The organism is Oceanicella actignis (genome assembly GCF_008124525.1).
GTDB classification, from domain to species: domain Bacteria; phylum Pseudomonadota; class Alphaproteobacteria; order Rhodobacterales; family Rhodobacteraceae; genus Oceanicella; species Oceanicella actignis.
Genome location: NZ_VNHJ01000002.1, coordinates 298853 through 320624, shown reverse-complemented (window position 1 = coordinate 320624; position 21772 = coordinate 298853). Strand labels below are relative to the sequence as shown.

The following is a 21772-nucleotide window of genomic DNA, read 5'->3' as shown; positions in this document are numbered from 1 at the left end:
CCGGCGCCGGCGCATTGACTTTTAGCGAATTTGCACCGAACATGAACGCTGATGATCTTTTACGGCACGGTGGGATTCGCATGATGAAAGGCATTTTCAGCTGGCTGGCCGCGGCCGCCCTGACGGCGACCGGCGCGCTTGCCGCGCCCATCACGGGCAACGGCGACCCCCTTTCCGATCCCGCCGCGGCGGGGGCGGTCAAGTTCGACTTCGAAAGCGTCGCTCCGGGCGCCTACACGGTCCTTGACCTGGGCCTGGTGAAGCTCAGCGGCTGGGACCTGCGCTTTGGCGGCAAGACCGCCGCGCCGCTGCATGTCGACAGCAAGTTTCCCATCGACCACGCCTCGGCGCTGCCGACGCCCTTCGGCCCCTACAGCCATTGCGGCGATTACGTCTGCTACGACACTTCGGGCAAATACAACACGCAGGGCCAGAGCCTGAGCAACGGCGAGGAATCGATCAACTACGACGACGGCGGCGCCCCCCTGCCCTACGTCACGCAGATCGAGTTCCTGTTCGCGGCCCCCGCCACCTTCTTCGCCATGAACCTGGGCGGGCTCGACAACACCTGGGAGCTCGCGACCTACGACGCCTCGGACGCGCTCATCGACTTCCTCGAGATCGCGCCGCAGTTTTCCAGCTCCACCGGGCAGTATTACGGCGCCAGTTCGGCGGCGGGCATCGTGCGCGCGACGCTGACCTCGCGGCTGGGGTTCGCGCAGAACGACCCCAATGGCGAGATGATCCTGCTCGACAACCTGACCGTCTCGGTTCAGCCGACGCCGGCGCCCCTGCCCGCGGGGCTGCCGCTGATGGCCGCGGCGCTGGCAGCGCTGGGCTTCGCGGCGCGCCGGCGCAAAAGCTGAGCCCGACGGGTGCGAACGGATGCGGGGCGGCGCGCCGGCGTCGCCCCGTTTCGTTCGGCGCGGCGCGATCGGCAGAATGGGCTTCCATTTTCCGCAGATCCGGGGCATATGACGGTCTTCTCCGACGACCTCGCTGGACGACATCCCGGCGCGCGCCGGCGGAGAACGGCGCATGACGCCGACCGCAACAACCATGACAGCCCAAGGAGGCCACGATGTCGATCGCTCCCGACGTCAAGGAAGCCGTGATCAAGGAATACGCGACCAAGGAAGGCGACACCGGTTCGCCCGAGGTCCAGGTCGCCATCCTGACCCACCGCATCAACGCGCTCACCGAGCATTTCAAGACCCACAAGAAGGACAACCACTCGCGGCGTGGCCTTCTGAAGATGGTGTCGCAGCGGCGCAAGCTGCTCGACTACCTCAAGTCGAAGGACGAAGGGCGCTACAAGTCGCTCATCGCCCGCCTCGGCATCCGCCGCTGACCCTGGCAAGGCGCGCTCCGCACGGGGCGCGCCTTGCGCAAACCGATGGGACCGGCCCCTGGGCCGGGCCCGCCGCCCCGCAAGGGGCACGGCCCCCGCGGGCCGCCGACGTCCGACGCGTTTCCTCCCCCGGCCCCGGGTTGAAGCGATGGGATATGGAAAATGGGGCCCGCCCCGAATGGGGGCGACACGCGGCCGACGCCACCGGGCGCCGACCGTCCGAAAAGGAAAAACGCATGTTCGACATCGTCAGGAAATCCATCCAGTGGGGCGGCGAGACGCTGACCCTCGAAACCGGCCGCATGGCCCGTCAGGCCGACGGCGCCGTGTTCGCCACGCTGGGCGAAACCTCGGTGCTGGCCACCGTGGTCTATGAAAAGAAGCCCAAGCCCGGATTGGACTTCTTCCCGCTCTCGGTCCACTACCAGGAGAAGTATTACGCCGCGGGCAAGATCCCCGGCGGCTTCTTCAAGCGCGAGGCGCGCCCCACCGAGAAAGAGACGCTGACCTCGCGTCTGATCGACCGGCCGATCCGCCCGCTCTTCGTTCCCGGCTTCAAGAACGAGACCCAGATCATCATCAACGTTCTGAGCCATGATCTCGAGAACGACCCCGACATCCTGGCCATGATCGCCGCCTCGGCCGCGCTGACCCTGTCGGGCGCGCCCTTCCTGGGCCCGATCGCCGGCGCGCGGGTGGGCTACGCCAACGGCCAATACATCCTCAACCCCAAGGTCGAGGACATGCAGCGGCTGAACGAGAACCCCGAGCAGAAGCTCAACCTCGTGGTCGCCGGCACCCGCGACGCGGTGATGATGGTCGAATCCGAGGCCTACGAGCTGTCCGAGGACGAGATGCTGGGCGCCGTCCAGTTCGGCCACGAGCAGATGCAGCCGGTCATCGACCTGATCATCGAGATGGCCGAAGAGGCCGCCAAGGACCCCTTCGACTTCCAGCCCGAGGACAACTCGGCCCTCATCGCCCGCGTCAAGGAGCTGGGCGAGGACAAGATGCGCGCCGCCTTCGCCATCACCGACAAGCAGGCGCGCCAGGCCGCCATCGCCGCCGCCCGCGCCGAGGTGATCGAGGCGCTGAACGAGGGCGCCGAAGAGCCGGTCGACCCCTCGGCCGCGATGGAGGCGCTCAAGAAGCTGGAATCGATGGTGCTGCGCGGCGACATCATCTCGGGCGGGCGGCGCATCGACGGGCGCGACCTGACCACCGTGCGCCCGATCGATTGCGAAGTCGGCCTTCTGCCGCGCACCCATGGCTCGGCCCTGTTCACCCGCGGCGAGACGCAGGCGCTGGTCGTGACCACGCTGGGCACCGGCGATGACGAGCAGATCATCGACGCGCTCGAGGGCGAGTGGCGCGAGCGCTTCCTGCTGCACTACAACTTCCCGCCCTTCTCGGTGGGCGAGGCGGGCCGCGTCGGCCCCGTCGGCCGGCGCGAGATCGGCCACGGCAAGCTGGCCTGGCGCGCGCTGCAGGCGGTGCTGCCGCCGGCGACCGACTTCCCCTACACCATCCGCCTCGTGTCCGAGATCACCGAGTCGAACGGCTCGTCCTCGATGGCGACCGTCTGCGGCGCCTCGCTGTCGATGATGGATGCGGGCGTGCCGCTCAAGGCGCCGGTGGCGGGCGTGGCCATGGGCCTGATCCTCGAGCAGGACGGCCGCTTCGCGGTGCTGACCGACATCCTCGGCGACGAGGATCACCTGGGCGACATGGACTTCAAGGTGGCCGGCACCGAGAAGGGCATCACCTCGCTCCAGATGGACATCAAGGTGGCGGGCATCACGCCCGAGATCATGAAGCAGGCGCTGGCGCAGGCCAAGGACGGCCGGCTGCACATCCTGCGCGAGATGTCGCGCGCCATCAGCTCGGCCAGCGGCTTCTCGGTCCATGCGCCGCGCATCGAGACCATGCAGATCAACCCCGACAAGATCCGCGAGGTCATCGGCGCCGGCGGCAAGGTCATCCGCTCGATCGTCGAGGAATCGGGCGCCAAGGTCGACATCAACGACGACGGCGTGATCAAGATCGCCTCGGCCGACGGCGCGGCGATCGAGAAGGCGAAGGAGCTGATCAACTCGATCGTGGCCGAGCCCGAGGTCGGCAAGATCTACACCGGCAAGGTGGTCAAGATCATGGATTTCGGCGCCTTCGTGAACTTCTTCGGCAAGCGCGACGGCCTTGTGCATGTCAGCCAGATGACCTGGGACCGCGGCGCCAACCCGCGCGACATCGTCAAGGAAGGCCAGGAGGTGAAGGTCAAGCTGCTGGGCTTCGACGATCGCGGCAAGGTGCGCCTGTCGATGAAGGTCGTGGACCAGGAGACGGGCGAAGAGATCAAGCGCGAAGACGCCTGATCGCCCGATCCCGCCCCAAGGAAGCCGGCCGCGCGCGATGCGCGGCCGGCTTTTTCGCGCCCTGGCTGCGCCGGCGGGCTGGCGCGCCGCCCGGCGCGGCACTATAAGGCGGCCATATGGTTCACGCGCGAATCCGCGCCGTCAGGATTTCCGACCGATGTCACCCGCCGCCAGGGGCCTTGCCTTCGCCGCTCTCGCCATCACCATCTTCGCCGTCCAGGACGGGCTGTCCAAGGCCCTGGCGGCCGAGCATCCGCCGCTGCTCATCGTCATGATCCGCTACTGGGCCTTCGCGCTGTTCGTGGTCCTGATGGCCGCGCGGCGGCCGGGCGGCCTGCGCGCCGCCGCGCGCAGCGCGCGGCCCGTGCTGCAGATCCTGCGCAGCACGCTGCTGGCCGCCGAGGTTGTGGTGGCCATCACCGCCTTCGCCACGGTGGGCCTGGTGGCGACGCATTCCATCTTCGCCTCGGCGCCGTTGGTGGTCGCGGCGCTGTCGGTCCCGCTCCTGGGCGAGCAGGTGGGCTGGCGGCGCTGGACGGCGATCCTGGTCGGTTTGTTCGGCGTTCTGCTGATCCTCAAGCCGGGGGCCGAGGTGTTCGACCCGCGCATCCTCATCGCCGTCGCGGCGATGATCGCCATGGCGCTCTACGGCGTGCTCACCCGTCTGGCCAGCCGGTCCGATCCGTCGCAGGTCAGCTTCTTCTACACCGGCGTCGCGGGCGCGGCGGCGCTGACCCTGGTCGGCCCGTTCTACTGGCAGCCGCTCGCGCCCGAGCACTGGCCGCTGATGGGCGCGCTGTGCGTGACGGGCATCGCCGGGCACTATTTCCTGATCCGCGCCTTCGAGGCGCTGCCCGCGGTGGTCGTCCAGCCCTTTTCCTACCTGCAGCTGGTTCTGGCGTCGATGATCGGCATCTGGTTCTTCGGCGAGTCGCCCGATGCGCTGACCATCCTCGGCGCGGCGATCATCGTCGGCGCGGGCCTGTTCACCGCCTGGCGCGAAGCGCGGCGCGGCGCGGGGCGCGTCGCGGCTTGACCGCGGCGCGAAAGCGGGGGCTCATGGGCCGTCGCCCCTGCGGAGCCGCCCATGCGCATCGCCACCTTCAACGTCCAGAACATGCGCCTGCGCATGCGGGACGGCGCGCCGCGGCTTGACGGCGCGCGCGACCGGGATGCGGACGAGGACGCCGGCGCCGACGCGCTCGACCCCATCGACCGCCGCCTGACCGCGGCGGTGCTTCGCGCCGCCGACGCCGACGTCGTCGCGCTGCAGGAGGTCTTCGACCAGGCGACGCTGGACCATTTCCACGACGCCTGGCTTGCGCCGGCCGGAGCGGCGCCCTACCCGTTCCGCCACTGCCTGCCGGGCAATGACGGGCGCGGGCTGGACGTGGCGCTGATGAGCCGCCTGCCGCCCTTGCGGATCCAGAGCCACGCGGCCGAGACCCCGCGCAGCCTGGGCGTGGCGCCCCCGCCCGGCATCGACCCCGACGCGCCCCTCTTTCGCCGCGATTGCCTCGAGGCCCGCATCGGGGCGCTGACGCTGTTCGTGTGCCACTTCAAGGCGCCATGGCCAGATCCCGAGCGCGCGGCCGCCCTGCGCCGGGCCGAGGCGGCCGGGCTGCGGCGGCTGATCGAGCGGCGCTTCGCCGAACCGGCGCGCGCCCTGTGGCTGGCTCTGGGCGACATGAACGAACCCGCCGGCCTTTCGGCAACGGGCGCCCTGGCACCGCTGGCGGACGGTTTCTGCGTGGACCTGCTCGAGCGCCTGCCCGAGGACGAGCGCTGGACCTGGGCCTCGCCCGACGGGCGGGGGGCCGGCAGACCCGACGCCATGCTCGCCTCGCCGGCGCTGGCGGCGCGCTGGCCGCAGGCGCGGCCCCGGATCATCCGCGCCGGGCTCGACCGCCTGGCGGGCCCGCCCGCACGCTCGGGGCCGCCGCGCTTTGCCCAGGTCGGCCCGCACCGCCCCCATGCCAGCGACCATGCGGCGGTGGTCATCGACCTGCCCGGGGCCGAAACGCAAACGGCGCCCGAAGGGGCGCCGTGAGCAAGGCAGGGTTCGCGCTTGCGGTCAGCTGCGCCGCCGCCCCAGCGCCGCAAGCCCGGCGAAGGCGCCGAGCAGCAGCGGCAGCCCGGCCGGCAGCGGCACGGGGCTGGGCGAGGGGTCGGAGAGCGGGGTGAAGCTGCTCACGCCCTTGGCCTGCACGGCGTAGTCGCCGGTGCGCAGCACGCTCTTTCCATCCACCACCCAGGAATCGCAGAAGAACGAGGTCGGATCGCAGAACCCCGACTGAAGGGTCGCGGTGTAATGCGGCTGGCCGTCATAGGTGAACCCGTCGGCCAGGGTCTTGCCCGGGTCGGTCGCGGCCAGGGGCGTGTTCTGATACTGGGTCAGCGCCAGAAAATACGTGCCGGCGCCCAGCGGCCCCGAGATCCGCGCGTCATAGGGCTGCCCGGTGACGGGGTCGGACCCGACGCCGGCGCCGTCATCGTTCCCGGCGAGGAAGGAGCCGTCGGCGGCGAACAGCCACAGCGCGGGATCGAACCCGCCCGCGGGGACCGACGTGCCGTCCTCCATCGTGCCGCCCGCATAGCCGAAGGTGCGCAGATCGACCGAGCCCGACGCGTCCAGCGTCAGCTGGAACAGCGCCACGCCGTCATCGGCGGCGAAGGTCCCGGTCGCCGTGAACACCGGCGTGACCGTCGCGGCCATGGCCGGCGCCGCGGCCAACCCCGCCATGAAACCCGCTGCGGCCACAACGCCCTTGATGCGGTCGACAATCATTTTCTCACCTCGGTCTGCAATCATGCCACGCCCGACCGGCCCCCGGTCACGCTTTCGGTTACGCTTGGCGCATTGTTAACACATCCGCGCGATCATTGCATGCCCGGATGCGGGCCGCTCAGATGTTTTCGGGCTGCGCCATGCCCAGCACGTGATAGCCGCCGTCCACATAGATCACGTCGCCGGTGGTCGAGGCGCCGTAATCCGAGCACAGGAACAGCGCCGCGCCGCCGACATGCTCGAGCGCGGCGTTCGCGCGCATGGGCGCGTTCGCCTCGACCTGCTTGTAGACGCGGCGCGCGCTGCCCACGGCCGAACCGGCCAGGGTGCGCATGGGGCCGGGGCTGATGGCGTTGACGCGCACGCCCTGCGGCCCCAGATCGTTCGCCAGATAGCGCACCGACGCCTCGAGCGCCGCCTTGGCCACGCCCATCACGTTGTAGTTGGGCATGACGCGATGCGCGCCCAGGAAGCTGAGCGTGACGATCGAGCCGCCCTTCTTCATCAGCGGCATGGCCCGGCGCGACAGATCGACCAGCGAGAAGCACGAGATGTCGAGCGAGTTGAGGAAGTTCGCGCGCGTGGTCTCGGCGAAGCGGCCCGTCAGCTCCTTCTTGTCCGAATAGGCGATGGCGTGGATGAGGAAATCCATCTCGCCCCACTCGGCCTCGATGGCGGCGAAGACGGCGTCGAGCGAGGCGTCGTCCTGCACGTCGGCGGGCAGGATGATCTTCGCGCCGACCGATTCCGCCAGCGGCCGCACGCGGCGCTCGAAATTCGCGCCCTGATAGGTGAAGGCCAGCTCGGCGCCATGCTCGTGCAGCACGCGCGCGATGCCCCAGGCGATCGAGTGATCGTTCGCCACGCCCATGACAAGCCCGCGCTTGCCCTGCATCAATCCGGTCATCGCGTTCCCGTCAACCATGATAGCGGCTCAGCACAAGCGAGGCGTTCGTGCCGCCGAAGCCGAAACTGTTGGACAGGACCGTGTCCAGCCCCGCGTCGTCGATGCGCTTCATGGCGATCTCGTCGGGGTGGATGGCGGGGTCCAGCTCCTCGATGTTGGCCGAGGCGGCGATGAAGTCGTGCTGCAGCATGAGCAGGCAGTAGATCGCCTCCTGCACGCCGGTCGCGCCCAGGCTGTGGCCGGTCAGCGACTTGGTGGACGAGGCCACGGGCTGGTCGTCGCCGAAGACGCGGCGGATGGCCTCGATCTCGCCCACGTCGCCCACCGGCGTCGAGGTGCCGTGCGTGTTGATGTAGTTCACCTTGCGGTCGCCCAGCCCCTCGATGGCCAGGCGCATGCAGCGCTCGCCGCCCTCGCCCGAGGGGGCGACCATGTCGTAGCCGTCCGAGTTGGCCGCGTATCCGGTGATCTCGGCATAGATCTTGGCGCCGCGCGCCTTGGCGTGCTCGAGCTCCTCCAGCACCACCACGCCCGCGCCGCCGGCGATGACGAAGCCGTCGCGGTTCTTGTCGTAGGGGCGCGAGGCCTTCTGCGGCGTGTCGTTGTATTTCGAGGACATGGCGCCCATGGCGTCGAACAGGCACGACAGCGTCCAGTCCAGCTCTTCGCCGCCGCCGGCGAAGACGATGTCCTGCTTGCCCCACTGGATCTGCTCGGCGCCCGCGCCGATGCAATGGGCCGAGGTCGAGCAGGCCGAGGTGATCGAGTAGTTGATCCCCTTGATCTTGAACGGCGTCGCCAGGCAGGCCGAGTTGGTCGAGGACATGCCGCGCGTGACCATGAACGGCCCCATGCGCTTGGGCGAGCCCTTCTCGATGACGGTCTTGTGCGCCTGGAACAGGTTCTTGGTCGACGGCCCGCCCGAGCCCATGATCAGGCCGGTGCGCGGGTTCGAGACCTCGTTCTCCTCAAGCCCCGCGTCGGCGATGGCCTGCTGCATGGCGATGTAGTTGTAGGCCGCGCCGTCGCCCATGAAGCGCAGCACGCGCTTGTCCACCAGCGCGGGGATGTCCACCTCCGGCTTGCCGTGGACCTGGCTGCGGAAGCCGTGCTCCTTGTATTCGGGGGCGAAGGAGATGCCCGAGCGCCCCTCGCGCAGGCTGGTCAGCACCTCGTCGGCGTTCGCGCCGATCGACGAAACGATGCCGAGCCCCGTGATCACAACGCGTCTCATCCGCGCCTCCGTGCGTTTGCGCCGCCTGCCGACAGGCCGTCACGCCTCGTCCTGAAAAAGCCCCACCCGCATGTCCCTGGTGGTGTAGATCAGCTCGTCGTCGGCGAACATGCGGCCGTCGGCGATGCCCAGCTTGAGCTTGCGGTCGATGATGCGCTTGAAGTCCACCTCGTAGCGCACGAGCCGCGTCTTGGGCGTCACCATGGCGGTGAACTTGACCTCGCCCACGCCCAGCGCGCGCCCGCGCCCCGGCATGCCCTTCCAGCCGAGGAAGAAGCCCGTCAGCTGCCACAGCGCGTCCACGCCCAGGCAGCCGGGCATGACCGGATCGCCGAGGAAATGGCACTGGAAGAACCAGAGGTCGGGCTTGATGTCGAATTCGGCCGTGACCTGACCCTTGCCATGCTCGCCGCCATCCTCGGTGATCGAGGTGATGCGGTCCATCATCAGCATGGGCGGCGCGGGCAGCTGCGCGTTGCCGGGGCCGAACAGCTCGCCGCGCGCGCAGGCCATCAGATCCTCGTAACCATAGCTGTTCTTGCGGTTGGTCATGAATCCTCCGAACGACCGACAAAGCGCCCCGGCGCGTGGGTTTCGCCTGCGCCGCGCCTCTTTCGCGCTTCCCTAGCACCGCGCCGCGCGGATGCGCAAGCGCGCGGGTCGGCGCGCGAAAGGATGCGCCTGCAACCGTTGCGCGCGGAACGGTCTTGATGCGAGCCGCGCGCGCGGGGTATCAGTCGGGCATGGAGCCGCTTGCCGACATCCGCGCGCCCGAGGCCGAGCGCCGCGCCGCCGCATGGCTGGCGCGCGGCGGCCTGCGCCCCACGCGCCAGCGCCGGCTTCTGGCGCGGCTGCTGGTGGGCGACGGGCGCAATCGCCACGTCACGGCCGAAGGGCTGTTCGAAGCCGCGCGCGCGGCCGGCGAGGGCGTGTCGCTGGCCACGGTCTACAACACGCTGCGCGCCTTCACCCAGGCGGGCCTTCTCAACGAGATCACCGTCGATGGCGGGCGCGCCTGCTTCGACACCTGCGTCGAGGATCACGCCCACTATTACTGGGAGGATGAGGGCCGCCTGACCGACGCGCCCCGCGGCGCGGTCGCGCTCAAGGCCCTGCCCGAAGCCCCAGAAGGCGCCGAGGTGGCGCGCGTCGACGTCGTGATTCGGCTGCGCCGGCGCGCGCGCTGAGGGCGCCTCAGTCGAAGGTCTCGTCCGGGTCCACGCCCCACAGCTCGGGCTTCGCGATCCAGCCCGAACGCCCCTCGACCCGCGCCTTGCACCAGCGCTCGCGGCACGAGTCGAGCGCCACGATCACCCGCTCTTCCAGCCAGGCGACCACGGGCGCGTCGGGCGCGGGGCGCGCGCGCAGCGCCGCGCGCGGAACCGTCACCGCCGCCGTGCGGTCGCCGCGCAGCAGCGAGTAATGCACCCAGCCCACCGCGCCGTCCATGTCGCGCACGCGCCGCCAGTGCTCGTGCTCGGCGATGACCTGCAGCGGCATGCCGCGGCGCACGAACACCCAGTCCACCCGGTGGTTCAGCCCCGGCCCGCGGCGGGCGTTGGCCCGCCCCGCCTTGAGGCTGACATAGCGCGGCAGCGGCAGCCCCGTGACCGGCCCGCGCCCCGCCGCCGCGGCCGCGCCGCGTCGCGCCGCCAGCGCCAGCCCGGCCCCCAGCATCATCGCGCGTCGCGAGATCGTCCGCCTCATCCGCATCGCCTCAGCCCGTCCGTCATGCGCGCGCCGGCGAACGGGCCGCATGGACCCCGCCCGCCTTTGCGGTTAAGTCTATTTCAGATTTCGCTGCGGAGGAGAAGCCCATGACATCAGGCAAGCTCAGGGTCGTCGTCACGCGTCGCCTGCCCGAGCCGGTCGAAACCCGGCTGCGCGAGCTGTTCGACGTGGACCTGAATCTGGACGACGCGCCCATGAGCCGCGAGCAGCTGGCCGACGCCATGCGCCGCGCCGACGTCCTGGTGCCCACGGTCACCGACCGCATCGACCAGCGGCTGCTGGCGCAGGCCGGACCGGATCTGAAGCTGATCGCCAATTACGGCGCGGGGGTCGACCACATCGACGTCGAGACCGCCCGCCAGCGCGGCATCCTCGTCTCGAACACCCCCGGCGTGCTGACCGAGGACACCGCCGACATGACCATGGCGCTGATCCTGGCCGTTCCGCGCCGCCTGAAGGAAGGCCTGCGGCTGATCGAGAACGACGAATGGGCCGGCTGGTCGCCCACCGGGCTGACCGGGCGGCGCATCACCGGCAAGCGGCTGGGCATTCTGGGCATGGGGCGCATCGGCCAGGCGGTGGCGCGGCGCGCGCGCGCCTTCGGCATGCAGATCCACTACCACAACCGCCGGCGCCTGCACCGCTCGATCGAGGAATCGCTCGAAGCGACCTGGTGGGAAAGCCTCGACCAGATGCTGGCGCGCATGGACGTCATCTCGGTCAACTGCCCGCACACGCCGGCGACCTACCACCTGCTCAGCGCGCGCCGGCTCAAGCTGCTCAAGCCGACGGCCTACATCGTCAACACCTCGCGCGGCGAGGTCATCGACGAGGCGGCGCTGGCGCGGATGCTGCGCGCGGGCGAGCTGGCCGGCGCGGGACTGGACGTGTTCGAGCGCGAGCCCGAGGTGAACCCCGAGCTCAAGGGCCTCGACAACGTGATCCTGCTGCCGCACATGGGCTCGAACACCATCGAGGGCCGCATCGAGATGGGCGAGAAGGTCATCATCAACATCAAGACCTTCGCCGACGGCCACCGCCCGCCGGACCTGGTTGTGCCCTCGATGCTCTGAGGATCGACCGGAAGGATTGACGGGCGCGCGGGGATCGCCGAAATTGGACTGAATTCTAAATGAATTTGGTCCATTTCGTCGCATGAGGTTCCCATGGCCACGCGGCTCGAGCAGATCCCCGTCGCGCATGACTACGCCCCCGGCGCGGCGCCGGGCTTCTGGGATCGCTATCTCGACGTTTTCCAGAAGCTGCTGCGCAATGACGGCTTCATGACCGTCATCGTCATCCTGAGCCTGCTGCTGGCCATGTATGCGGTCATCGCCGTGCTGCGCTGGCGCGCGCGGCGGGCGCCGCAGCACGCCCAGCCCGAGAAGGACAGGCTGAGCGAAGACCTGGCCGAGCTGCGCCGCCGGCGCCAGCAGAAAGCGGCCGAACTGCGCAAGATGGACGCCGCCTGACGGCGCGCAGCGCAGGCCGCGGCGGCGGGCCGAATTGATGCAAATTTTATGCGTTTACGATTAGAACGCTGGAGGAATCCCGCGTTCAGTGATATGTCATGTTCATTGACGGAGCTGAACAGGGGGCTGCCATGACCGGCAAGTTCGTTCACGCTCCGGGCCTCCTTGACGAGTCCCTGAGCGACGCGTTGAGTTGGTTGCTTACCGGCCATGTCGTCGAGTTGATTGTGGTGGCCATGATCGTCAGCACGGTGTGCGCCCGGGTCTTCAGCGGCAGCCGCTACTGAAGAGCGAGGGCCAGCCGCCGAAGCGCGGCCTGTGCGCGATCCTTGCACGATTTCCTGGTTTCGCCGCCATGACGCCGCCCCGCACGGGCGCGGCGTCATCGGCGTGCGCAAATCCCGGACCCGGGCAGGCGCGGCACGCGGGCCGTGGCCCCTGACGCCTGCGCACCGCCGAATCCGCCAGGGGCCTCAGGGGGCCGCCGGCGCGTCCCCCGTCCGCGCGAGCCCGGCGCACACCGCGCAGGCCGGATCGCGCGCCACGCCCATGACCCGCACCCGCGCCTCGAGCGCGTCGTAGATCAGCAGCCGGCCCGACAGCCCGCGCCCGGCGCCGACGATCTCCTTGACCGCCTCGACCGCCTGCATCGCCCCCATCACGCCGGCCAGCGCCCCCAGAACCCCCGCCTCGGCGCAGGCGGGAACCTGCTCGGCCGAGGGCGCGCGCGGAAAGACGCAGGCGTAGCACGGCCCGCCCTCCCACGGCTTGTAGGTCGAGATCTGCCCCTCCCAGCGGCCGATGGCGGCGGCCACCAGCGGCTTGCGCAGGCGCGCGCACACGGCGTTGACCAGGTGGCGGGTGGCGAAGTTGTCCGACCCGTCGACCACCAGATCGTATCGCCCGATCAGCGCCTCGGCGTTGTCCTCGTCCAGCCGCACGGGATGAAGGCGCACATCGACATGGGGGTTGATGCGCGCCAGCGCGTCGTGGGCGCTGTCGGTCTTGGGCCGGCCCAGATCGGCGACGCCGTGCAGGATCTGCCGCTGCAGGTTCGAGAGCGACACCGCGTCGTCGTCGGCCACGCCCAGAACGCCCACCCCCGCCGCCGCCAGATAGGCCAGCGCGGGCGATCCCAGCCCCCCCGCGCCCACCGCCAGCACCCGCGACGCGCGCAGGCGCGCCTGGCCGGGGCCGCCGATCTCGGGCAGGACGATGTGGCGCGCATAGCGCTCGAGCTCTTCGTCGCTCAGGGCCATGGGGTCAGACCCCGTCGAACAGCGGCGTCGAGAGGTAGCGCTCGGCGAAGCTGGGCAGGACGACGACGATGCGCTTGCCCTCCATGCCGGGGCGTTCGGCCACCTCGGCCGCCGCCGCGATCGCCGCCCCGGACGAGATGCCCCCCGCGATGCCCTCGGCGCGGGCCAGAAGGCGCGCCGTGTCGAACGCGTTCTCGTTGCCGATGGTCAGCACCTCGTCGATCACCTCGCGATCCAGGATCGAGGGCACGAAGCCCGCCCCGATGCCCTGGATCTTGTGCGGTCCGGCCTGGCCGCCGGACAGGACCGGGCTGTCTTCGGGCTCGACCGCGACCACGCGCAGCGCCGGGTTGCGGGCCTTGAGCGCGCGGCCCACCCCCGTCACGGTGCCGCCCGTGCCCACGCCCGCCACCAGAACGTCCACGCGCCCGCCCGCATCGGTCCAGATCTCTTCGGCGGTGGTCAGCTCGTGCACGGCGGGGTTGGCGGGGTTGTCGAACTGCTGGGGAATGACCGCGCCGGGGATCTCGGCGGCCAGCTCTTCGGCGCGGGCGATGGCGCCGGCCATGCCCCTGGCCGGGTCGGTCAGCTCGAGCCGCGCGCCCAGAAGCGCGACCATCTTGCGCCGCTCGAGCGACATGCTTTCGGGCATGCACAGGATCAGCCGATAGCCGCGCGCCGCGCACACGAAGGCCAGCGCGATGCCGGTGTTGCCCGAGGTCGGCTCGATGATCGTGGCGTCGGGACCGATGCGGCCCTCGCGCTCGAGCGCCTCGATCATGGCGACGCCGATGCGGTCCTTGACCGAGCTCATGGGGTTGAAGAATTCCAGCTTGCCCAGAAGCTCGGCCTTCAGCCCGAGCTCGGCGGCAAGACGCGACAGGCGCACAAGCGGCGTCGCGCCCACGGTCTGGGTGACGTCGTCATAGATGCGTCCGCGGGGCGGGTTCACATGCATGCGCTTTCTCCGGTTCGGGCGCGGGCCCTTCGGCCCGGCGGCGGGTCACGAGGCGGGTCAGATGGTGAAGTCGGGCACGTCCTTGCCCGCGCGCGGCACGCCCAGCTGGGCGGCGCGGCGGCAAAGATCCTCCATGGTGATCCGGTCGAGGCGGGCCAGGAACTCTTCCTCCAGCTCGTCCCACAGCGGCACGACGACCGCCCGGCCCAGCGCCCCGCGCGAGGGCGGCTCCTCGGCCTCCTGATCGATGGCCGAAACCACCCGCACCACGTCGCCGACCGTGACCTTGCGCCGCTCGCGCGCAAGGGCGTAGCCGCCGCGCGGGCCGCGCACGCCCTTGAGCACGCCCGCGCGCACCAGGCGCTGCATCACCTGTTCGAGATAGCGCTGCGGGATGCCTTGGCGTTCGGTGATGTCGCGCGCCTGCACCGGGTCGGGGCGGGCGTTGTAGGCCACGTCCAGAACCGCCTCGATGGCCAGCACGGTCTTGCGGGAAAGCTTCAGCATGATCGCGTCGCCGTCCTTTCGCTCATCGCTCGTCACCGCCGAGGCCGGTCGAGCCGAAGCCCCCCGCCCCGCGGCGCGTGTCGCCAAGCCGGGTCGAGAGCGTCCATCGCACGCGCGCGACGGGCGCCACGACCATCTGCGCGATCCGGTCGCCATGGCGGATGACGAAGGGCGCGTCGCTCAGATTGATCAGCAGCACGCCCACCTCGCCGCGATAGTCGCTGTCGATGGTGCCGGGCGCGTTGGCCACCGTCACGCCATGGCGCAGCGCCAGGCCCGAGCGCGGCCGGATCTGGGCCTCGAGCCCCGCCGGCAGCTCGACCGCCAGCCCCGTGGGCACGACCGCGCGGGCCATGGGCGCCAGGGCCATCTCGCCGCGCTCGGGCAGATTGGCGCACAGGTCCATGCCCGCGGCGCCGGCGGTGGCGTAGGCGGGCGGCGGCAGGTCGGGGTCGCGGCCGGGCAGCAGGCGCAGCGCGATCTCGATCTCGGGCGGGGCGGCGGAGATGCGGCTCATGGGGCGGCCTCGTCCTGCTTCAGGCGTTCGGCGATGCGGGCGGCCAGGCGGCGGGCCACCTCGGCCTTGCTGGCGCGGGGCCAGTCTTCGGCGCCCTCGGCGGTGATCAGCGTGACGGCGTTCTCGGCGCCGCCCATCACCCCCGTCCCGGGCGAGACGTCGTTGGCCACGATCCAGTCGCAGCCCTTGCGCAGGCGCTTGGCGAGGGCGTTCGCAAGCACGTCGTCCGTCTCGGCGGCGAAGCCGACCACCAGGCGCGGGCGCCCGGCCTCAAGGCGCGAGACGGTGCGCAGGATGTCGGGGTTCTCGGTCAGCGCAAGGGCGGGCGGGCGGCCGCCGGGGTCCTTCTTGATCTTCGAGCCGCTGAGCGCCTCGACGCGCCAGTCGGCGACGGCGGCGGCGAACACGGCCGCGTCGGCGGGCAGCGCGGCCATGACCGCGTCCAGCATCTGGTGCGCGGTCTCGACCTCGATCACCTGCACCCCAGCGGGACGCGGGGCGCTGGCCGGGCCGGTGACGAAGACCACCTCGGCGCCCAGGTCGCGCAGCGCCTCGGCGATGGCGGCGCCCTGCGCGCCCGAGGAGCGGTTGGCGATGTAGCGCACGGGGTCGATGGGCTCGTGCGTCGGGCCCGAGGTGACGATCACGCGCCGCCCGCGCAGGGGGCCGTCGCGCAGCATGGCGGCGATGGCCTCGAGAATGCGGGCGGGCTCGGCCATGCGGCCCGGGCCATGCTCGCCGCAGGCCATCTCGCCCTCGTCCGGGCCGACGGTGCGCACGCCGTCGGCGGTCAGCTGCGCCAGGTTGCGCTGCGTGGCCGGATGCAGCCACATGCGCACGTTCATGGCCGGGGCGACGAGCACGGGCTTGTCCGTGGCCAGAAGCAGCGTCGAGGCCAGATCGTCGGCATGGCCGCCCGCCATCCTGGCCATCAGGTCGGCCGTGGCCGGCGCCACCGCCACCAGATCGGCCGCGCGCGAGAGCTGGATGTGGCCCATCTGCGCCTCGTCGCCCAGGTCGAACAGGTCGTCGCGCACCGCCTCGCCCGCCAGGGCCGAGACCGACATGGGCGTGACGAACTGCGCCGCGGCGCGCGTCATGACCGGCGTCACCGCCGCGCCGCGCGCGCGCAGAAGGCGGATCAGCTCCAGCGTCTTGTAGGCCGCGACGCCGCCGCCGATGATCAGCAGCACGCGCCGGCCGGCCAGATCGGCGGCGCTCATGACGGTCGCCTCATGGGCTCATCTCCCCGGAAAAGGGCCTGGAACGGCGCGGCGGGAAATCCGGCCTTGTCCGAAACGCGACTGTAATTTGCATGAATGCCCAAGGCAACCGACGCCCGGCGCCGCCGCTCAGAGCAGCAGCGCCACCGCCGCGGCCGCCGCGGCGCCCGCCAGCGCGCCCGCCAGCGCGGGGCCCAGCCGCGCCGGCGCGTCGTCGGGCTCGGGCCCGGCGACGGCGGCGCGGCGCAGCGCGCGCTCGACCACGTCGGGCAGGCGCGGGCCGAAGCGCGCCAGCACCGTCGCCGTGCGCCGCAGGTCGCGCAGCGCCGCCGCGGGGCCCAGATTGGCGTGCATGAACTCTTCGACCACGGGCTGGGCGGTGCGCCACATGTTGACCTGCGGATCGAGCGTGCGCGCCACGCCCTCGACCACCACCATGGTGCGCTGAAGCAGGATCAGCTCGGTGCGGGTCTGCATGCCGAAACGCTCGGTCACCTCGAACAGATGCGACAGCAGCCGCGCCATCGAGATGCGGCTGGCGTCCTGGCCGAAGATCGGCTCGCCGATCGAGCGCAGCGCCTGCGCGAAGGTTTCGAGATCCTGCCCCTCGGGAACGTAGCCGGCCTCGAAATGCACCTCGGCGACGCGGCGGTAGTCCTGCTGGAGGAAGCCGTAGAGGATCTCGGCATAGACGCGCCGCGTATAGGGGTCGATCCGCCCCATGATGCCGAAATCCAGCGCGATCAGCGTGCCGTCGGGCGCCACCTTCAGATTGCCCTGATGCATGTCGCCGTGGAAGAAGCCGTCGCGCAGCGCGTGGCGCAGGAAGGTCTGGATCACCCTGCGGCTCAGATCGCGCAGATCCACGCCCGCCGCAGCGATGGCGGGCACGTCGCTCATGGGCAGGCCGTCCACCCATTCCAGGGTCAGAACCCGGCGCGCGGACAGGTTCCACACCACCTCGGGCACGGCGAAGCCGGGATCGTCGCGCGAATTGGCGCGGAACTCGGCGGCGGCCGAGGCCTCGAGCCGCAGGTCGAGCTCGGTCGCCACCACCTGCGCGAAGTGCCGGCACACCGCGCGCGGCCGCAGCCGGCGCGAGGCGGGCAGCATCAGCTCAATGACCTCGGCGATGAAGAAGAAGGCGTCCACATCCTTGCGAAAGGCGCGCTCGACGCCCGGGCGCAGCACCTTGACGGCGACCTTGCGCCCGGTGGCGCGATCGACCGCCGGGTGGACCTGCGCGATCGAGGCGGCGGCGACGGCGGGACCGAACTCGGCGAACAGCTCGTCGGCGGGCGCGCCGAGCTCGCGCGCGATCTCGGCGCGGGCCTCGGCCTCGGGGAAGGGGGCGAGCCGGTCCTGCAGCACGCTCAGCTCGGCGGCGAGCCGCGCGCCGACCACGTCGGGGCGGGTGGACAGGGTCTGGCCGAACTTGACGTAGGCCGGTCCCAGCGCGGTCAGCGCGCGCGGCAGCGGCGGCAGCGCCGGATCGCCCGCCAGCCCCAGCGGGGCCAGCGGCCAGCCCAGGATGCGCGCCGCCGCCCGCAGCGCCGGCGGCGCCTCGAGCGCCTCGAGCACCTCGTCCATCGCGCCGGTGCGCTGGAAGGTGGCGCCGGTGCGCGCCAGCCGCCACAGATTCGCCAGAACGCCCATCAGATGCGCCAGCCCGAATGCAGCGCCGCAACGCCCATGGTCAGGTTGCGGTAGGCCACGCGCCCGAAGCCCGCGTCGCGGATCATCTGCGCGAAGCTCTCCTGATCCGGGAAGCGGCGGATGGATTCGACCAGATACTGGTAGCTGTCGCGATCGCCCGCGATCACCTGCCCCATGCGCGGGATGACGTGGAAGGAATACAGGTCATACAGCTTCTGCAGCCCGCCCACGGGAATGCGGCTGAACTCGAGGCACAGGAACCGCCCGCCCGGGCGCAGCACGCGCCGCGCCTCGGCCAGCGCCGCCTCGATCCGCGTCACGTTGCGGATGCCGAAGGCGATGGTGTAGGCGTCGAAGCTGCGGTCGGGAAAGGGCAGCGACATGGCGTCGCCGCACACCCAGTCCAGGCTGTCGCCCATCTCGGCGGCGTCGGCGCGCTTGCGCCCCTCGACCAGCATCGATTCGGTCATGTCGCACACCACCGCATGCCCGCGCCCGCGCACCCGGCGCAGGAAGCGGAAGGCGATGTCGCCCGTGCCGCCCGCCACGTCCAGAAGGCGCATGCCCGGACGCGGCGCCAGCCAGTCCATCATCGCATCCTTCCACAGGCGGTGGACGCCGGCCGACATGACGTCGTTCATGACGTCGTATTTGCTGGCGACCGAGGTGAACACCCCGTGCACGAGGCGGGCCTTTTCGCGCTCGGGCACGTCGCGAAAGCCGAAATGGGTTGTGGCGTCGGGGCTGGGCCCGCTATCGGGATCATGGGTCATGGGGGTGGATATACCCCGCGCCGCGCCGGAGCAAAACATGCCAGAGCTGCCAGAGGTCGAGACAGTAAGACGCGGCCTTGCGCCGGCGATGGAGGGGCGGCGCATCGCGCGCGCGCGCCAGATGCGGCCGGACCTGCGCCGCCCCTTTCCGCCCGATTTCGAGCTGCGCGTGAGCGGAACGCGCGTGCTGCGCCTGCGGCGGCGGGGAAAATGCCTCCTGCTGGACCTCGATTCGGGCCAGACGCTGCTGATCCACCTTGGCATGAGCGGGCGCATGCTGATCGAGGACGCCGCCCCCGGCGCCTTCCATCACCAGCGCGCCGCGCCGCGCCGCCACGACCATGTCGTGTTCGAGATGGAGCACGGCGCGCGCATCGCCTTCAACGACGCCCGGCGCTTCGGCGCGATGGACCTGCTTCCCACCGATCGGGCCGAATCGCTGCCGCCGCTGGCCGGCCTCGGCCCCGAGCCGCTGGACGATTCCTTCGACGCCGCCGCCCTGCGCGCGCGCCTCGCGGGGCGGCGCACGCCGATCAAGACGGCGCTGATGGATCAGCGCGTGGTGGCGGGGCTGGGCAACATCTATGCGTCCGAGGCGCTGTGGCGCGCGGGAATCGCCCCCTCGCGCCCGGCGGGCCGAATCGGCGCGGCGCGTCTCGAGCGGCTGACGCAGGCGATTCGCGACACCCTGCGCGAGGCGATCGCGGCGGGGGGATCCTCGCTGCGCGATCACCGGCAGGCCAATGGCGAGCTGGGATATTTCCAGCACGCTTTCGCCGTTTACGGGCGCGAGGGCCTGCCCTGCCTGCGCCCCGGTTGCGCGGGAACGATTCGCCGCACCGTTCAGGGCGGAAGATCAAGCTTCCATTGCCCCGCCTGCCAGCGATAGCGTGCCACGAAGCTTGAACGCGCGGGCCGGGCGCCCTACCACGCCCCCCGCAGCGCCGCCCGACGGGGGCGGCGAAACGAAACGACGGCAAGGGAAGCCTCCGATGGCATATGAAACGCTGATCGTGGAAACGCGCGACCATGTCGGGCTGGTGAAGCTCAACCGCCCCGAGGCGCTGAACGCCCTGAACCAGAAGCTGCTCGGCGAGCTGATCTGCGCCCTGCGCAAGTTCGACGAGGACGACGCCATCCGCTGCATCGTCCTGACCGGTTCGGAAAAGGCCTTCGCCGCCGGCGCGGACATCAAGGAGATGTCCGAGAAAAGCTACGTCGAAGTGTTCCGCGAAGACCTGTTCACGGCCTTCCACGACGATTTCCTGCGCATCCGCAAGCCCATCGTCGCCGCGGTGGCGGGCTATGCGCTGGGCGGCGGGTGCGAGCTGGCCATGATGTGCGACTTCATCATCGCCGGCGACAACGCCAGGTTCGGCCAGCCCGAGATCAATCTGGGCGTGATTCCCGGCATCGGCGGCACGCAGCGCCTGACGCGCTTCGTGGGCAAGTCGAAGGCCATGGACATGAACCTGACCGGCCGCTTCATGGACGCGGCCGAGGCCGAGCGCTCGGGGCTGGTCAGCCGCGTCGTGCCCGCCGACAAGCTGCTGGACGAGGCGCTGTCGGTCGCCGCCAAGATCGCGGAAAAGCCCCTGCTGGCCGCCATCGCGGCCAAGGAGGCCGTCAACCGCGCCTACGAAACCACCCTGGCCGAGGGGGTGCGCCACGAGCGGCGGCTGTTCCACGCCCTTTTCGCCACCGAAGACCAGGCCGAGGGCATGGCCGCCTTCCTCGAGAAGCGCGCGCCCCAGTTCCGCGGCCGCTGAGCCCCAGCCGCCCGCCCCCGGGGGCGGGCATTGACGCATGGGGGGCGCGCGTGTATAGACGCCCCTCATCCATCGACAGATAGGAAACGGATCACACGCATGGCCAACTCGCCATCCGCTCGCAAGCGCATTCGCCAGACCGAGCGCCGCACCGCAGTGAACAAGGCCCGCCGCAGCCGCATCCGCACCTTCATCCGCAAGGTCGAGGAGGCGATCGCCGGGGGCGACCAGTCCGCCGCTCTCGAGGCGCTGCGCGCCGCGCAGCCCGAGATCATGCGCGGCGTGACCAAGGGCGTGTTCCACAAGAACACCGCCGCCCGCAAGATCTCGCGCCTGGCCCGCCGCGTGAAGATGATGGCCGCCGGCGCCGCCGACGCCCAGGCCTGAGCCCGGCGCCCGAAGCGCGGCCATGGCCGCTTGACGCCGCCGCCCCGCACCGCCGGGGCGGCGACGCTTTTGCGCGCGCCCGCCGGCGGGGAATGTTCGCATTTTCGCCCGCTTGATGAATCGCCCGCCCGCGAAGTATGATCTTGCGGCGCACGCTATCGCGATGATGCGCTCGAATCTGCAAGCACACGACAAGAACAAGTCGCCCCGCGCGAAGTAGATTTCGCGCGGAAACTTTGCGCGCACCGACCGAATCCCGCCGAATACTGCGGCTTTTCCGTTTCACGGAACGGGTTTACGAAATATCAACCAAGACCGGTCGCGAGTCGGCTTGCGAGTCACGCCGCTCAGGGCCTAGGATCGGCCGGCGATTCCCATCCTCGACCACAACCGAAAGCGTGCCGCGTTCATGACCGAACATGCCGAGATCGCCGTGGGCGAAGCCGACCCGACCGAAGCCTTCGCGACGCTGCAGAACGACGCGGGCGCCGCGCTCGTCGACGTGCGCACCCGCGCCGAGTGGACCTTCGTCGGGCTGCCCGATCTCAGCGCCCTGGGCAAGCAGGTCTGGCCCGTCGAATGGCGCTTCTTCCCCGGCATGTCGGTCAATCCGGCCTTCATGGACGAGCTGCGCCGCGCGCATGGCGACCAGCCGCCCTCGACGCTGTTCTTCCTGTGCCGGTCGGGCGCGCGCTCGCTCGAAGCGGCGCGGCATGCCGCCGCGGCCTATGCCGAGGCGGGGATGAAGGTGCGCTGCGTCAACGTGGCCGAAGGTTTCGAGGGCGATCTTGACGCCGAAGGGCATCGCGGAACGCTCAACGGGTGGAAGGCGCGCGGCCTTCCCTGGCGCCAGAGCTGACGGCGCCCG

At 70.7% G+C, this 21772-nt stretch carries 25 protein-coding genes; 13 read left to right on the top strand and 12 right to left on the bottom strand.

Features of this window, described 5'->3' with window-relative positions; genetic code table 11:
• The first annotated feature begins 80 nt into the window (after positions 1-80).
• From LY05_RS04185 to LY05_RS04165, 5 genes are all read left to right on the top strand, one after another.
• The gene (locus tag LY05_RS04185) at positions 81-866 is read left to right on the top strand and encodes a hypothetical protein (protein WP_148922201.1); all 786 of its coding nucleotides are present in this window, start codon (positions 81-83) and stop codon (positions 864-866) included.
• Positions 867-1081: 215 nt separating this feature from the next.
• Complete coding sequence (gene rpsO / locus LY05_RS04180) at positions 1082-1351, top strand: 30S ribosomal protein S15 (RefSeq protein WP_072746785.1); 270 nt, start codon at positions 1082-1084, stop codon at positions 1349-1351.
• A 236-nt stretch (positions 1352-1587) separates the two neighbouring features.
• On the top strand, positions 1588-3723 hold the full coding sequence (gene pnp / locus LY05_RS04175) for a polyribonucleotide nucleotidyltransferase (RefSeq protein ID WP_072746786.1): 2136 nt from the start codon (positions 1588-1590) through the stop codon (positions 3721-3723).
• Positions 3724-3880: 157 nt separating this feature from the next.
• Complete coding sequence (locus LY05_RS04170; protein WP_148922200.1) at positions 3881-4759, top strand: DMT family transporter; 879 nt, start codon at positions 3881-3883, stop codon at positions 4757-4759.
• Positions 4760-4810: 51 nt separating this feature from the next.
• On the top strand, positions 4811-5773 hold the full coding sequence (locus LY05_RS04165) for an endonuclease/exonuclease/phosphatase family protein (RefSeq protein WP_148922199.1): 963 nt from the start codon (positions 4811-4813) through the stop codon (positions 5771-5773).
• Positions 5774-5797: 24 nt separating this feature from the next.
• Here the strand turns inward: LY05_RS04165 and LY05_RS04160 are convergent, their stop codons facing one another.
• The 4 genes from LY05_RS04160 to fabA all read right to left on the bottom strand — a co-directional run bounded on the left by LY05_RS04160 (position 5798) and on the right by fabA (position 9204).
• Positions 5798-6511 carry a DVUA0089 family protein gene (locus LY05_RS04160; protein WP_170258813.1) on the bottom strand — a complete coding sequence of 238 codons (714 nt, stop codon included), beginning with the start codon at positions 6509-6511 and terminating at the stop codon, positions 5798-5800.
• Between the two features lie 118 nt (positions 6512-6629).
• Positions 6630-7418: an enoyl-ACP reductase FabI gene (locus tag LY05_RS04155; RefSeq protein WP_072746790.1), complete on the bottom strand. Its 789-nt coding sequence runs from the start codon at positions 7416-7418 to the stop codon at positions 6630-6632.
• 10 nt (positions 7419-7428) lie between these two features.
• On the bottom strand, positions 7429-8652 hold the full coding sequence (gene fabB, locus LY05_RS04150; RefSeq protein ID WP_072746791.1) for a beta-ketoacyl-ACP synthase I: 1224 nt from the start codon (positions 8650-8652) through the stop codon (positions 7429-7431).
• A gap of 39 nt (positions 8653-8691) precedes the next feature.
• Complete coding sequence (gene fabA / locus LY05_RS04145) at positions 8692-9204, bottom strand: bifunctional 3-hydroxydecanoyl-ACP dehydratase/trans-2-decenoyl-ACP isomerase (RefSeq protein ID WP_148922197.1); 513 nt, start codon at positions 9202-9204, stop codon at positions 8692-8694.
• Positions 9205-9395: 191 nt separating this feature from the next.
• Here fabA and irr point away from each other — a divergent pair, with 191 nt between their 5' ends.
• Positions 9396-9839 (top strand): Fur family transcriptional regulator Irr, encoded by a 444-nt coding sequence (gene irr / locus LY05_RS04140; protein ID WP_072746957.1) that lies wholly within the window; start codon positions 9396-9398, stop codon positions 9837-9839.
• Between the two features lie 7 nt (positions 9840-9846).
• On the opposite strand, the gene LY05_RS04135 is transcribed toward irr, so the two are convergent.
• Positions 9847-10359: an SH3 domain-containing protein gene (locus tag LY05_RS04135; RefSeq protein WP_249041850.1), complete on the bottom strand. Its 513-nt coding sequence runs from the start codon at positions 10357-10359 to the stop codon at positions 9847-9849.
• A 110-nt stretch (positions 10360-10469) separates the two neighbouring features.
• On the opposite strand from LY05_RS04135, the gene LY05_RS04130 reads away from it, so the two are divergent.
• From LY05_RS04130 to LY05_RS15085, 3 genes are all read left to right on the top strand, one after another.
• Positions 10470-11456: a 2-hydroxyacid dehydrogenase gene (locus tag LY05_RS04130; protein ID WP_148922196.1), complete on the top strand. Its 987-nt coding sequence runs from the start codon at positions 10470-10472 to the stop codon at positions 11454-11456.
• 93 nt (positions 11457-11549) lie between these two features.
• Positions 11550-11855: a hypothetical protein gene (locus LY05_RS04125; RefSeq protein ID WP_072746794.1), complete on the top strand. Its 306-nt coding sequence runs from the start codon at positions 11550-11552 to the stop codon at positions 11853-11855.
• A 131-nt stretch (positions 11856-11986) separates the two neighbouring features.
• Positions 11987-12142 carry a hypothetical protein gene (locus LY05_RS15085; RefSeq protein WP_170258809.1) on the top strand — a complete coding sequence of 52 codons (156 nt, stop codon included), beginning with the start codon at positions 11987-11989 and terminating at the stop codon, positions 12140-12142.
• Between the two features lie 186 nt (positions 12143-12328).
• On the opposite strand, the gene LY05_RS04120 is transcribed toward LY05_RS15085, so the two are convergent.
• The 7 genes from LY05_RS04120 to ubiE all read right to left on the bottom strand — a co-directional run bounded on the left by LY05_RS04120 (position 12329) and on the right by ubiE (position 18748).
• Complete coding sequence (locus LY05_RS04120) at positions 12329-13114, bottom strand: HesA/MoeB/ThiF family protein (RefSeq protein ID WP_148922195.1); 786 nt, start codon at positions 13112-13114, stop codon at positions 12329-12331.
• Positions 13115-13118: 4 nt separating this feature from the next.
• The gene (cysK, locus tag LY05_RS04115; protein WP_148922194.1) at positions 13119-14072 is read right to left on the bottom strand and encodes a cysteine synthase A; all 954 of its coding nucleotides are present in this window, start codon (positions 14070-14072) and stop codon (positions 13119-13121) included.
• A 57-nt stretch (positions 14073-14129) separates the two neighbouring features.
• Positions 14130-14579: an RrF2 family transcriptional regulator gene (locus tag LY05_RS04110; RefSeq protein ID WP_148922193.1), complete on the bottom strand. Its 450-nt coding sequence runs from the start codon at positions 14577-14579 to the stop codon at positions 14130-14132.
• A gap of 22 nt (positions 14580-14601) precedes the next feature.
• On the bottom strand, positions 14602-15096 hold the full coding sequence (gene dut, locus LY05_RS04105) for a dUTP diphosphatase (protein WP_148922192.1): 495 nt from the start codon (positions 15094-15096) through the stop codon (positions 14602-14604).
• Positions 15093-16319: a bifunctional phosphopantothenoylcysteine decarboxylase/phosphopantothenate--cysteine ligase CoaBC gene (gene coaBC / locus LY05_RS04100; RefSeq protein WP_148922191.1), complete on the bottom strand. Its 1227-nt coding sequence runs from the start codon at positions 16317-16319 to the stop codon at positions 15093-15095. Before coaBC ends, dut begins: the two co-directional genes overlap by 4 nt.
• A gap of 129 nt (positions 16320-16448) precedes the next feature.
• Positions 16449-17975: a 2-polyprenylphenol 6-hydroxylase gene (ubiB, locus tag LY05_RS04095; protein WP_148922190.1), complete on the bottom strand. Its 1527-nt coding sequence runs from the start codon at positions 17973-17975 to the stop codon at positions 16449-16451.
• Positions 17975-18748, bottom strand: coding sequence for a bifunctional demethylmenaquinone methyltransferase/2-methoxy-6-polyprenyl-1,4-benzoquinol methylase UbiE (gene ubiE, locus LY05_RS04090; RefSeq protein ID WP_072746802.1), 774 nt, complete (start codon positions 18746-18748; stop codon positions 17975-17977). The genes ubiB and ubiE overlap by 1 nt, the downstream gene beginning before the upstream one ends.
• A gap of 37 nt (positions 18749-18785) precedes the next feature.
• On the opposite strand from ubiE, the gene mutM reads away from it, so the two are divergent.
• The 4 genes from mutM (at position 18786) to LY05_RS04070 (ending at position 21763) form a co-directional block, all read left to right on the top strand.
• Complete coding sequence (gene mutM / locus LY05_RS04085) at positions 18786-19637, top strand: bifunctional DNA-formamidopyrimidine glycosylase/DNA-(apurinic or apyrimidinic site) lyase (RefSeq protein ID WP_148922189.1); 852 nt, start codon at positions 18786-18788, stop codon at positions 19635-19637.
• Between the two features lie 103 nt (positions 19638-19740).
• Complete coding sequence (locus LY05_RS04080) at positions 19741-20517, top strand: enoyl-CoA hydratase (protein ID WP_072746804.1); 777 nt, start codon at positions 19741-19743, stop codon at positions 20515-20517.
• A gap of 99 nt (positions 20518-20616) precedes the next feature.
• A complete protein-coding gene (gene rpsT / locus LY05_RS04075; RefSeq protein ID WP_072746805.1) occupies positions 20617-20904 on the top strand; it encodes a 30S ribosomal protein S20 in 288 nt (95 codons plus the stop codon).
• Positions 20905-21313: 409 nt separating this feature from the next.
• On the top strand, positions 21314-21763 hold the full coding sequence (locus LY05_RS04070; protein ID WP_072746806.1) for a rhodanese-like domain-containing protein: 450 nt from the start codon (positions 21314-21316) through the stop codon (positions 21761-21763).
• Positions 21764-21772 lie beyond the last annotated feature (9 nt).